Source organism: Streptomyces sp. OfavH-34-F (genome assembly GCF_022347745.1).
Classification (GTDB): domain Bacteria; phylum Actinomycetota; class Actinomycetes; order Streptomycetales; family Streptomycetaceae; genus Streptomyces.
In genome coordinates this window covers 1-12388 of sequence record NZ_JAKRGC010000186.1, presented here as the reverse complement: position 1 = coordinate 12388, position 12388 = coordinate 1, and the positions used below count along the sequence as shown (strand labels likewise).

13 protein-coding genes and 1 pseudogene are annotated in these 12388 nt (G+C 71.0%); 13 read left to right on the top strand and 1 reads right to left on the bottom strand.

The window, feature by feature from the left end; translation table 11 throughout:
• The 10 genes and pseudogenes from MHW47_RS23400 to MHW47_RS23355 form a co-directional block, all read left to right on the top strand.
• Positions 1-132 (top strand): annotated as a pseudogene (locus MHW47_RS23400) (ATP-binding protein); the annotation flags it as partial.
• A gap of 97 nt (positions 133-229) precedes the next feature.
• The gene (locus MHW47_RS23395) at positions 230-1027 is read left to right on the top strand and encodes an enhanced serine sensitivity protein SseB (protein WP_239225748.1); all 798 of its coding nucleotides are present in this window, start codon (positions 230-232) and stop codon (positions 1025-1027) included.
• Between the two features lie 152 nt (positions 1028-1179).
• The gene (locus MHW47_RS23390) at positions 1180-1962 is read left to right on the top strand and encodes an enhanced serine sensitivity protein SseB C-terminal domain-containing protein (RefSeq protein ID WP_239225747.1); all 783 of its coding nucleotides are present in this window, start codon (positions 1180-1182) and stop codon (positions 1960-1962) included.
• Positions 1963-2438: 476 nt separating this feature from the next.
• Positions 2439-3437, top strand: coding sequence for an ABC transporter permease (locus MHW47_RS23385; protein WP_239225746.1), 999 nt, complete (start codon positions 2439-2441; stop codon positions 3435-3437).
• A 75-nt stretch (positions 3438-3512) separates the two neighbouring features.
• Positions 3513-5279: an ABC transporter substrate-binding protein gene (locus MHW47_RS23380; protein WP_239225745.1), complete on the top strand. Its 1767-nt coding sequence runs from the start codon at positions 3513-3515 to the stop codon at positions 5277-5279.
• Between the two features lie 140 nt (positions 5280-5419).
• Positions 5420-6430, top strand: coding sequence for an ABC transporter permease (locus tag MHW47_RS23375; RefSeq protein ID WP_239225744.1), 1011 nt, complete (start codon positions 5420-5422; stop codon positions 6428-6430).
• Positions 6427-7512, top strand: coding sequence for an ABC transporter ATP-binding protein (locus MHW47_RS23370; protein WP_239225743.1), 1086 nt, complete (start codon positions 6427-6429; stop codon positions 7510-7512). The genes MHW47_RS23375 and MHW47_RS23370 overlap by 4 nt, the downstream gene beginning before the upstream one ends.
• Before the next feature lie 23 nt (positions 7513-7535).
• Positions 7536-8669 (top strand): ABC transporter ATP-binding protein, encoded by a 1134-nt coding sequence (locus tag MHW47_RS23365; RefSeq protein ID WP_239225742.1) that lies wholly within the window; start codon positions 7536-7538, stop codon positions 8667-8669.
• Between the two features lie 18 nt (positions 8670-8687).
• Positions 8688-9347, top strand: coding sequence for a trimeric intracellular cation channel family protein (locus MHW47_RS23360; protein WP_239225741.1), 660 nt, complete (start codon positions 8688-8690; stop codon positions 9345-9347).
• A 96-nt stretch (positions 9348-9443) separates the two neighbouring features.
• Complete coding sequence (locus MHW47_RS23355) at positions 9444-10280, top strand: thioesterase family protein (protein WP_239225740.1); 837 nt, start codon at positions 9444-9446, stop codon at positions 10278-10280.
• A 10-nt stretch (positions 10281-10290) separates the two neighbouring features.
• Here MHW47_RS23355 and MHW47_RS23350 read toward each other — a convergent pair whose 3' ends face one another.
• On the bottom strand, positions 10291-10926 hold the full coding sequence (locus MHW47_RS23350; protein WP_239225739.1) for a TetR family transcriptional regulator: 636 nt from the start codon (positions 10924-10926) through the stop codon (positions 10291-10293).
• A gap of 155 nt (positions 10927-11081) precedes the next feature.
• On the opposite strand from MHW47_RS23350, the gene MHW47_RS23345 reads away from it, so the two are divergent.
• The 3 genes from MHW47_RS23345 to MHW47_RS23335 form a co-directional block, all read left to right on the top strand.
• Entirely contained in the window at positions 11082-11234 is a 153-nt protein-coding gene (locus MHW47_RS23345; RefSeq protein ID WP_239225738.1) for a hypothetical protein, read from the top strand.
• Positions 11231-11491, top strand: coding sequence for a DUF4190 domain-containing protein (locus tag MHW47_RS23340; protein ID WP_239225737.1), 261 nt, complete (start codon positions 11231-11233; stop codon positions 11489-11491). The genes MHW47_RS23345 and MHW47_RS23340 overlap by 4 nt, the downstream gene beginning before the upstream one ends.
• A gap of 87 nt (positions 11492-11578) precedes the next feature.
• The coding region (locus MHW47_RS23335; RefSeq protein ID WP_239225736.1) for a cysteine desulfurase family protein at positions 11579-12388 on the top strand (810 nt) is incomplete at its 3' end.

The window sequence follows — 12388 nt, the reverse complement described above, 5'->3', positions numbered from 1 at the left end:
GGGCGGCTCCTGCGCGACACCGAGGCCGGGCTGCTGCCGCGCGGCTGCGCGTCGGCGGTGCTGCTGGACCGCGCGGCGGCCGGCGCGCTGACCCGGATCGTGTTCGCAGACGCACAGGGTGAGGACCGGTAACCGCCTGTCCGGAGTGCGGACAGACCGCCCGAGGGGTGGCGGTGTCGGAGCCAGGCCGTACCCTCGTGCTGCACGGCATCGGGGTGAGAGGGAAACAGTGGACTTTCCGGCACAGGCCGGGAGTCGGCCGCAGGGCGGCTGGCCGGCCAATGAACTCGAAGAGGTGCTGGGCGCCTCGCTCGGCGTCCCGGAGGCGGGCGGCCGCCTGCTCGAAGTGCTCGGCCGCAGCCAGGTCTGGGTGCCCCTGCCCAACGGCGGCGGGGCCGACTCCCGCGACCTCGACCTGCCCACGCTGGAGATCGACGGCGGCGCCTACGTCCCCGTGTTCAGCTCCGAGCACCAGTTCCTCACCTGCGTCGGCGCCCACCTGTCCTTCACGGTCGCCCCGGCCCGCGAGTTCGCCCGCGGACTGCCCCCGCAGCTCGGCATCGCCGTCAACCCGGGCGGCGCCGTCGGCATGCCGCTGCCCCCCGCCGCCGTCGCCGAGCTGTGCCGGGCCGGCCGCACGCCGCTCGACGGCCCGGCCACCGGTGGGCGGGTCCGGCTGTACGAGCCGGACTGGAAGGAGGAGCCGGTCGACTTCCTGGCCGCCGCGGCCGGCGAGTTCCAGGAGAGCGGCGTCGTCCTGACCGCCCGCCGGGCCCTGGCGAGCATCGAGGGCGGCGACCCCGTCCTGTTCGTCGGCGTCGAGTCCGCCGCCTGGGAGAACGCCGGACACGGCACCTCCATGGACGCCCTGGGCCGGGCGCTGGGCCGGGTCCAGGTGCCCTGGCCGGTCAACCTCGTGCTGCTCGACGCGGCCGGGCAGGACCCGGTCGCCGAGTGGATGCGCGAGCGGGTGCGGCCCTTCTACACGCGCGCCGGGGAGCAGGGGCCCGGCTCCCTCCCCGGATGACGGGGGCGGCCGTGCCGTCAAGCCGGTGACGTCAAGGCGGCATAAGCTGGTTTGATGGCCGAAGGCCGATCCCCGGTGGCTCGGCACCGCGCCGTACCGAATGCCCCGGCACGGCGGGCCGGAACAGAGGATCTACGAGGGGCGGGACCAGGGTGAGTGCGTCAGGCACCGCGGCGGCCGGGCAGATCGAGCACACACTGCGCCACGTCGCGCCCGGACGCTACGACGCGTACGAGGCGCTGCTCCGGGCCCTGGCGGCCGGCCGGGTCTGGATGCTCCTGTGGCACGGCCGTCCCGGCGCCCCCGACGCCCAGTACGGCAACATGGAGGTGGACGGCCTCGGCTACGCCCCGTGCGTCACCTCCCCGCAGGAGCTGGCCGCCAGCGGCTGGAACCGCGACCACGAGGTCGTCACCGGTCTCGACATCGCCCGCGCCCTCTTCCCCGACCGCTGGGGCGTCTGGCTCAATCCGCACGCCCCGGGCGGCGGCGTCGGCATCCCCTGGCTGGACCTGCGCCGCATCGCCACCGGCCTCGACCGGATGCCCGCCGGACCGCTGCGGATCAGCGAACCCGCCGTCGAGCTGCCCCAGTTCTACGCCCAGCTCGCGCAGAACGCCCACCACACCCCGGCGATCCGCTCGCTGCGCCGCGCCTGGGTGCAGCCCGCGCTCGGCGTCCCCTATCTCGCCGTCGGCCTCGACCTGTACGACACCAGCGGACCGTCCGTCGAGGCGGTGCGGGCCATGATGCGGCAGTCGGTCGGCGCCGTCCCCGAGGGGCTGCCCGTCTCCACGGTCGCCATGTCCGACGAGTACGACCCGGTCGCCATGTGGCTGCGCGCCAACGCCCGGCCCTTCTACGACCGCGAGGCGCACGCGGCACCCGGTTACGGCTATCCCCGCACGCCGGGCGCCGCTCCGCACGCGTACTGAGCCCCCGCACGCCCGCCGGGCTCCCGCACGCCTGCTGAGACGCCCGCCCGGCCCCTTCCTCCGCCCGGCCGCACGGGGACAAACTGTCCCGCGGCCGGACAAGTCATGTTCGGTGACCACCCAAATCGCCATGCCATGGCCGCAGTTGAGCCCCTTGTCCGTTCTGGTGGATTAGCGGCCGAGTGGTCCGCTCATGCGGCCGGGCTGTCCGGATAACGGAAGCTCGCGGACCGCATCACGGTTGAGCAAACATTCCCCGTGAGGTCTGGCGGGTGATCACGGCCGCATTGAAGACTCCCGGCCAGGAGCGTCCGCCGGTGTACGGGGGTTGTACCCGAGGACATCCCGCGGACACCTCGACGCGTCCGCCGCACCGAACATTTCAGCCGCACCCGACGCCGCGGCTGGGACACGCGCCAGGCCGTCACCGCGGCGAGCAAGGGCCGGCCACCGCCGGCGGGAGGGTCAAGGGCACTGTGACCGCACCGATCGAGACCACCGGATCGGCTGCCGAAGCGCAGCCGGAGGCTGTACTCACGGGAGTCAAGCAGAGCCAGATCGAGGGCCGTTCACTCGGACGCATCGCCTGGACGCGGTTCAAGCGCGACAAGGTCGCGGTGGCGGGCGGCATCGTTGTCATCCTGCTGATCCTGCTCGCCGCGCTGTCGCGGCCCATCCAGGCCGTCTTCGGCCTGGACCCCAACGAGTTCCACCAGGACCTCATCGACCCCGCGCTGCTCGCGCCCAAGGGCGACTGGGGCGGCATCAGCTGGAGCCATCCGCTGGGCGTCGAACCGCAGTACGGCCGCGACATCCTGACCCGCATCATCGAGGGCTCCTGGGTCTCCATGGTCGTCGCGGTCGGTGCGACCCTGCTCTCCGTGGTGATCGGCGTCGTCCTCGGCGTCATCGCCGGCTTCTACGGCGGCTGGGTGGACACCCTCATCAGCCGCACGATGGACACCTTCCTGGCCTTCCCGCTGCTGCTCTTCGCGATCTCCATCTCGGCCGCGCTGCAGGACGGGGCGTTCGGCCTGGAAGGGCTGCCGCTGCGCATCGCGGTGCTCATCTTCGTGATCGGCTTCTTCAGCTGGCCGTACATGGGCCGCATCGTGCGGGCCCAGACGATGACCCTGCGCAATCGCGAATTCGTGGAAGCCGCCCGGTCCCTGGGCGCCCGCGGCCCGTTCATCCTCTTCCGGGAACTGCTGCCGAACCTGGTGGCGCCCATCCTCGTCTACTCCACCCTGCTCATCCCCTCGAACATCCTCTTCGAGGCCGGGCTGAGCTACCTCGGGGTCGGCATCGCGCCGCCGCAGTCCTCCTGGGGCGGGATGCTCACCAACGCGATCCAGTTCTACCGGAACGACCCGCTGTACATGATCGTGCCGGGCGTGGCCATCTTCGTCACGGTCCTGGCGTTCAACCTGCTGGGTGACGGGCTGCGCGACGCGCTCGACCCCCGTAGCAAGTAGAAGTCCGGGCGCCCGCCACCGCGGTGGGCGGCAAGCCACGGCAACCATCGATCGATCGAGGGGAATGTCCTTCAGGTGAAGACCAGAAAACTGACAGTGGTGGTCGCCACGGCTGTGGCCCTGGCGCTGGGAGCGTCCGCGTGCAGCGGCTCCTCGGACGACGACGGCGGCTCCAAGAGCGGCAAGGGCGGCTCGGGGACCACCGACGCCGCGCTGACGTCGATCGTCAACAAGTCGACCGAGAAGGGCGGCACCCTCAAGCTGGAGATGTCCGACGAGCCCGACTCGCTGGACCCCGGCAACACGTACTACGGCTGGGTGCAGAACTTCGCCCGTCTGTACGGCCGCACCCTGACGACCTTCAAGCCGGCCGCCGGCAAGGAGGGCCTGGAGATCGTCCCGGACCTCGCGGAGAGCCTCGGCAAGCCGAGCGCGGACGCGAAGACCTGGACGTACACCCTGAAGAAGGGCCTCAAGTTCGAGGACGGCTCGCCGATCACCTCGAAGGACGTCAAGTACGCCATCGAGCGGTCCAACTTCGCGCCGGAGGCCCTGTCCAACGGCCCGACGTACTTCAAGGCCCACCTCGTCGGCGGCGACAAGTACAAGGGCCCGTACAAGGACAAGAACCCGGACGGCATCGCCTCCATCGAGACGCCGGACGACCACACGATCGTCTTCAAGCTGAAGGACGCCTTCGCGGACTTCGACTACCTGGCGACCTTCTCGCAGACGGCCCCCGTGCCCGCCGCGAAGGACAAGGGCGCCGACTACGTGAAGAACATCGTCTCCTCGGGCCCGTACAAGTTCGAGTCGTACGAGGAGGGCCGCGGCGCGACCCTCGTGCGCAACGACCAGTGGGACCCGAAGACGGACCCGATCCGTCCGGCCCTGCCGAACAAGGTGACGGTCCGCTTCAAGGTGAAGCAGGAGACGGTCGACAGCAACCTGATCGCCGACAACATCACCGTCGACGGTGCCGGCACCGGTGTCGCCCCCGCGACCCAGCCGGACGTGCTGACCAAGCCGAACCTGAAGAAGCAGACCGACAACTCGTACGCGGGCGCCACCTCGTACATCGGTCTGAACGTCAACGTGAAGCCGTTCGACAACATCCACTGCCGCAAGGCCGTCCAGTGGGGCATCGACAAGGCGTCCGTCCAGGCCGCGCAGGGCGGTGACCCGAAGGGCGACGTCGCCACAACGCTGCTGCCCCCGACCGTCAACGGCTACACCAAGTTCGACCTGTACGAGTCCGCCGGCCACAAGGGCGACGAGGCGAAGGCCAAGGACGAGCTGAAGCAGTGCGGCCACCCGAACGGCTTCGACACCAAGATCTCGGCCCGTTCCGACCGCCCCGCCGAGATGGCCATGGTCACCGCGGTGCAGGCCTCGCTCAAGAAGATCGGCGTCAACGCCGAGATCAAGAGCTACCCGGCCGGTAAGTACTTCTCGAACTTCGCGGGCAACCCGAGCTACGTCCACTCCAACAAGCTCGGCATGATCATGAGCGCCTGGGGTGCCGACTGGCCGACCGGCTTCGGCTTCCTGGACCAGATCATCAACGGCTCGGCCATCAAGCCGTCCGGTGGCAACAACGTCCAGGAACTGGACGACCCGACGATCAACAAGATGCTCAACGAGGGCATCGCCAACACCGACGACGCCGCCCGCGCCAAGACGTGGGGCGAAGTCGACAAGGCCGTCGCCGAGAACGCCAGCGTGGTGCCGCTGATCTACCGCAAGAACCTGCTGCTGCGCCCGGTCTCCGCGACGAACGTCACGGTCACCCAGGCATACCTCGGCATGTACGACTACGTGCTGATGGGCTCCGCCAAGTAGGAACGGACCGTCCTCCGGGGGCCGCGCCCGGCCCCCGGAGGACACACCCCCGGACCCCGGAAATCCTGAAAGGCAGGTGAAGGCACGGTGTCGGCCGGGCCGGGTCATCCCCGGCGGGCGGACGCCGGCGCCGGACAGCTGTGGCTGCGTACATCATCCGACGCGTCTTCGGCGCGATACTGCTGCTGTTGATCGTCAGCGCAGTCACCTTCTCGATCTTCTTCCTCGTCCCCAGGCTCGCCGGGCAGACGATGGACCAGCTGGCGGCCCAGTACGTGGGCAAGGACGCCAACCCGTCGTCCATCGCCGCGGTCAAGGAGAACCTGGGGCTCGACCAGCCGCTCTACGCGCAGTACTGGCACCTCATCAAGCAGCTCGTCGTCGGCGCCGACTACACGTTCGGCCCCGAGGTCACCCACTGCAACGCCCCCTGCTTCGGGTTCTCCTTCAAGAACCACGTCGAGGTCTGGCCGCAGATGACCGAGCGCATCCCGGTCACCTTCTCGCTGGCCATCGGCGCGGCCGCGATCTGGCTGCTGAGCGGTGTGGCCATCGGCGTCGTCTCCGCGCTCAAGCGGGGCTCGCTCCTGGACCGCTTCTTCATGGGCGTCGCGCTGGCCGGCGTCTCGCTGCCGATCTTCTTCACCGGCATGCTCGCCCTGGGCCTGTTCACCGTCCAGTGGCCGATGTGGGAGAGCATCAACTTCGTCCCGTTCACCGAGAGTCCGCTGGACTGGGCGTGGAACCTGCTCATCCCGTGGTGCTCGCTCGCCTTCCTCTACTCCGCGCTCTACGCCCGCATCACCCGGGCCGGGATGCTGGAGACGATGGGCGAGGACTACATCCGCACCGCCCGCGCCAAGGGCCTGCGCGAGAGCCGGGTCATCGGCAAGCACGGACTGCGGGCCGCGCTCACCCCGATCGTGACCATCTTCGGCATGGACTTCGGCCTGCTGGTCGGCGGCGCCGTCATCACCGAACAGGTCTTCTCCTTCCAGGGGATGGGCTTCTACGCCATCGACGGGGTCCGCAACAACGACCTGCCCGTCGTCATGGGCGTGACCCTCGTCGCCGCCTTCTTCATCGTCATCTGCAATCTGCTGGTGGATCTGGTGTACGCCGCCATCGACCCCAGGGTGAGGCTCTCGTGACCGACGTTTCCAAGACCGGGACGCCGGGCGGTCCGGCGGCCGGCCGGCCCTCCGGCGACGAGCCCTTCCTCTCCGTGAAGGACCTGCGCATCCACTTCCAGACCGACGACGGCCTGGTCAAGTCGGTGGACGGGGTCAGCTTCGACGTGAAGCCGGGCAAGACCCTCGGCATCGTCGGCGAGTCCGGCTCCGGCAAGTCCGTCACCTCGCTCGGCATCCTGGGCCTGCACCGCACCGCCGCCAACGCCCGCATCTCCGGCGAGGTCCTGCTGGACGGCGAGGAACTGCTCGGCGCCACCGACAGCCGGGTGCGCGAGCTGCGCGGCCGCAAGATGGCCATGATCTTCCAGGACCCGCTCTCCGCGATGCACCCCTACTACACGGTCGGCGCGCAGATCGTGGAGGCATACCGGGTCCACCACAAGGTGAACCGGAAGACGGCCCGCGCCCGCGCCGTCGAGATGCTGGACCGGGTCGGCATCCCCGAGCCGCACAAGCGGGTGGACGCCTATCCGCACGAGTTCTCCGGCGGTATGCGCCAGCGCGCGATGATCGCGATGGCCCTGGTCAACAACCCGGAACTGCTCATCGCCGACGAGCCGACCACCGCCCTGGACGTGACCGTCCAGGCACAGATCCTGGACCTGATCCGGGACCTGCAGAAGGAGTTCGGCTCCGCCGTCATCATGATCACGCACGACCTGGGCGTCGTCGCCGAGATGGCCGACGACCTGCTGGTGATGTACGGCGGCCGGTGCGTGGAGCGCGGCCCGGCCGAGCAGATCTTCTACCAGCCCCAGCACCCGTACACCTGGGGCCTGCTCACCTCCATGCCGCGCATCGACCGCGAGGAGACCGAGCGGCTGACCCCGGTCAAGGGCCAGCCCCCGTCGCTGATCAACATCCCCGGCGGCTGCGCCTTCAACCCGCGCTGCCCGTACGCGGACATCCCCAAGGACAACCTCACCCGCACGACGCGCCCCGAGCTGGAGCAGATCGGCGACGGCCACTTCTCCGCCTGCCACATGGCACCGGAGGAGCGGACCCGGATCTGGACCGAAGAGATTGCGCCGAAGCTGTGAGCGAGGCGAGTGAGGCGAGCGGCATGAGCGAGAAGAAGGACGCCCCGGTGCTGGACAAGGACGCGAAGATCCCGGCGCAGGCCACCGACTCGCGCGAGCCGCTGCTCAGGGTCGAGGGCCTGGTCAAGCACTTCCCGATCCGCAAGGGCCTGCTGCGCCGGCAGTCCGGCGCGGTCAAGGCCGTCGACGGCATCGACTTCGAGGTGTATCCGGGGGAGACCCTGGGCGTCGTCGGCGAGTCCGGCTGCGGCAAGTCGACCATGGGCCGGCTCATCACCCGGCTGATCGAGCCGACCGGCGGCCGGATCGAGTTCGACGGCAACGACATCACCCACAAGTCGATGGCGCAGCTGCGGCCGATGCGCCGCGACGTCCAGATGATCTTCCAGGATCCCTACTCGTCGCTGAACCCGCGCCACACCATCGGCACGATCGTCAGCGCCCCGTTCCGGCTCCAGGGCGTCGAGCCCGAGGGCGGCCTCAAGAACCACGTGCAGGAGCTGCTGTCGCTGGTCGGGCTGAGCCCCGAGCACTACAACCGCTACCCGCACGAGTTCTCCGGCGGGCAGCGCCAGCGCATCGGCATCGCCCGCGCGCTGGCCCTGCGCCCCAAGCTGGTCGTCGCCGACGAGCCGGTCTCCGCGCTGGACGTGTCGATCCAGGCCCAGGTGGTCAACCTGCTGGACGACCTCCAGGACGAGCTGGGCCTCACCTATGTGATCATCGCGCACGACCTCTCGGTGATCCGGCACGTCTCGGACCGGATCGCGGTGATGTACCTGGGCAAGATCGTCGAGCTGGCCGACCGCAAGTCCCTGTACTCGGCGCCGATGCACCCGTACACCAAGGCCCTGATGTCGGCGGTGCCGGTGCCGGACCCGCGCCGGCGGGGCGCCAAGAGCGAGCGCATCCTCCTCAAGGGCGACGTGCCCTCGCCGATCTCGCCGCCCTCCGGCTGCCGGTTCCACACCCGGTGCTGGAAGGCCACGGAGGTCTGCAAGACGCAGGACCCGCCGCTGCTCGCGCTCAGGACCGGGCACCAGGTGGCCTGCCACCACCCGGAGGACGACGGCCCGGTGGCAGGTGCGGAGGCGCCCGCCGCGCCGGATTCCCCGGAGAACGGCCCGGCATCGCCCGCGGACGGCACGAAGGAGTAGTACGGGCACAATTGCCCGGTGCTCAACGAACTGTTCACCCCCTCCGTCCAGCACGCGCTCGACATCGTCGGAATCTTCGTCTTCGCGATCTCGGGCGCCCTGCTCGCCGTACGCAAGAACTTCGATGTCTTCGGCATCGCGGTCCTCGCCGAGGTGACCGCGCTGGGCGGAGGGCTCTTCCGCGACCTGATCATCGGCGCGGTGCCCCCGGCGGCCTTCACGGACCTGGGCTACTTCACCACCCCGCTGCTCGCCGCCGTCCTGGTCTTCTTCCTCCACCCGCACGTGGAGCGCATCCAGGCCGGGGTCAACGTCTTCGACGCGGCCGGGCTCGGGCTGTTCTGCGTCACCGGCACGGTCAAGGCGTACGAGTACGGGCTCGGCCTCACCGCGTCGGCCGCGCTGGGGCTGGCCACGGCGGTCGGCGGCGGTGTGCTGCGCGACGTGCTGGCCAACGAGGTGCCGTCGCTGCTGCGCTGGGACCGGGACCTGTACGCGGTACCCGCCATCGTCGGGTCCACCGTGATCGTGCTCTGCATCCGCTTCGACGCGCTGAACGCCCTGACCAGCGGCGTGGCGGTGATCGCGGCGTTCGTCCTGCGGCTGCTCGCGCTCCGCTTCCACTGGCGGGCCCCGCGCGCCTACAACCGGCGTTCGGCACGGGCGGACGAGGCATAAGGGGTGCGGGGGCGGGGGAGCGGCCCCCGGGAAGGCGGCTGATAGAGCCCGGGAAAAAGCTACCGCTCAGTAATACAATCGGTGTACGGTGCCTCCATGGCACAGGCAACCATCGGGGACAGCGAGTTCGACCGGGACACCGCGGTCACCCTGCGCGAAGAGGGCGTCTACGACGCGGAGCTGTCGGCCGGCTGGACGATCATCCACGCGGTCAACGGCGGCTACCTGCTGGCGATGCTCGGCCGGGCCCTCGGCCAGGCCCTGCCCCACCCGGACCCGTTCTCGGTCTCCGCGCACTACCTCACCGCCTCCGTGCCCGGCCCGGCGGTCATCCGCACCCAGACCGTCCGCACCGGGCGCACCCTCTCCACCGGCCAGGCGTCCCTCTTCCAGTACGCCGAGGACGGCACCGAGGTCGAGCGCATCCGTGTCCTCGCCACCTACGGCGACCTGGACGCGCTGACCGACGACGTCCGCACCGCGGCCAAGCCGCCGGCCATCCCGCCCCGCGAACACTGCCTCGGCCCGAGCGACGGCCCCGCGCCCATCCCCGGCAGCTCCGCCATCACCGAACGCCTGGACATCAAGCTCGACCCCGCCACCATCGGCTGGGCCGTCGGGCAGCCCTCCGGCAAGGGCGAGATGCGCGGCTGGTTCGGGCTGGCCGACGGCCGCGACCCCGACCCGTTCTCCCTGCTGCTCACGGTGGACGCGCTGCCGCCGACCTCGTTCGAGCTGGGGCTCAAGGGCTGGACCCCGACCATCGAGCTGACCACCCACATCCGCTGCCGCCCGGCCCCCGGCCCGCTCCGCGTCTCCATCACCACCCGCAACCTCGCGGGCGGCTTCCTGGAGGAGGACGCCGACGTCTGGGACAGCGCCGACCGCCTCGTCGCCCAGTCCCGCCAGCTGGCCCGCGCCCCGCGCGCCTGACCCGGCGCCCTCAGGCGCCCCGGGCCGGCTCGTCGAGCCAGTGCAGGGCGCCGAGGGCGATCAGCCGGAACCGCCGCCCCGCCGTCCGGGCGACTTCCTCGTCGCCCGCCGGACCCGCGTCCAGCAGGGCCGACGCGGTGATCACCATGTGGTCCACATAGAGCCCGCCCAGCATCGACAGGTCCTCCGGCGCCCAGCCCCCGGACTCGGGCTCCCGCGCGAGGGCCGCCGCCACCTCCTCGGCGAACAGCCGCAACTGCGCCGCGATCGCCTCCCGGACCGGGCCGACCCCGCCGTGCCGCTCCCGCGCGATGAAGCGGAAGTGCGCGGGCTGCTCCCGCACATGACGCCGTATCAGCTCCACCGTGCGGTCCAGGCGGGCCTCGCGGTCGCCCGTCTCGGCCAGGATCGCGCCGATCATGCCGTGCAGGCTGCCCAGCGTCTCCTCGACCAGGGCCACGCCGAGCGCGGGGACGCTCTCGAAGTGCCGGTAGAACGCCGTGGGCGCGATGCCCGCCGCCCGGGTCACCTCGCGCAGGCCCAGACCGCCCAGGCTCCGCTCCTCCAGCAGCTCCAGGGCGGCGTCCAGCAGGGCCCGGCGCGTTCTCAGCTTCTGGCTCCGGCGCAGGCCGGCGGTGTGACTCATGCCATTCAGTAAACAACTGTTCTCCGAAGCGGGGAAGTGCCGCACAGGTTTAGACTGAGAAGTCAGTGAACACTCGTGCTCTGAACGTCCGGGCGCCCGAACCGGAGCGACCGGACGTCCGTACCCGAGTCCGCCGGCACACGGAAAGGCCGAACATGATCGTCCTCGTCGCCGCCCTGCTTCTGATGGGGATCGTGCTGGGCGCGGTGGCCCAGATCCCCCTTCCGCTCTCCCTCGTCCTCGGCGCCCTCATCGGCTGCTGGCTGCTCGTCTTCGCGGTCCGCGAGCGGACGGAGCGCTCCCGGTGAGCGCCGCGTCCCCGGCCGTCCGGCGGGACGCCGACGGGCTCGCCGTCGCCTCGTTCGTACTGGGCCTCGTCGGGCTGCTGGTGATGAACATTCTGCTCGGCCCGGCGGCCATCGTGATGGCGCTCCTCGCCCTCGCCCGGTCCACCACGCGGCGCGGACGCGCCCTGCTCGGCCTCGCCCTCGGCGTCGCCGACCTGGTCGTCCTCGCCGTCCTGGTCACCGGAAACGGCCTGGTGTCCTGGGGGTTCGGCGGCTGACCGGGGCCGCCGCGGGCGGTGCGCGGGGGGCAGGACCCGGTGCGCCCGGCGTACGCCCCGCCACGGGCTCGTAGAATCGGGCCCACCATGGCTTACCTCGACCACGCCGCGACCACGCCGATGCTTCCGGAGGCGATCGCGGCGATGACCGCGCAGCTCGCCGTCACCGGCAACGCGTCCTCACTCCACGCCGCCGGACGCCGGGCCCGCCGCACCGTCGAGGAGTCCCGCGAATCCCTCGCCGAGGCCCTCGGCGCCCGCCCCAGCGAGGTGGTCTTCACCTCCGGCGGCACGGAGGCCGACAACCTCGCGGTCAAGGGCCTGTACTGGGCCCGCCGCGACGCCGACCCCCGCCGCACCCGCGTCCTGGCCAGCCCCGTCGAGCACCACGCCGTGCTCGACGCCGTGGACTGGCTGGCCACCCACGAGGGCGCGCGCGTCGAATACCTCCCCGTCGACCGGTACGGGCGCGTCCACCCCGACGCCCTGCGCGAGGCGGTCCTGCGCGACCCCGACGACCTCGCGCTGATCACCGTCATGTGGGCCAACAACGAGATCGGCACCGTCCAGCCGGTCCGCGAACTGGCCGCGGTCGCCCGCGAGTTCGACGTGCCGATGCACGCCGACGCGGTCCAGGCGTTCGGGCAGCTCGACGTGGACTTCGCCGCCTCCGGGCTCGCCGCGATGACCGTCAGCGCGCACAAGATCGGCGGCCCGGCCGGTGTCGGCGCGCTGCTGCTGGGCCGCGAGCACACCCCCGTGCCCGTGCTGCACGGCGGCGGACAGGAGCGCCATGTGCGCTCCGGCACGCTGGACGTGCCCGGCATCGCCGCGTTCGCCGTCGCCGGACGGCTCGCCGCCGACCGGCGCGAGGACTTCGCCCGCGACACCGGGGCC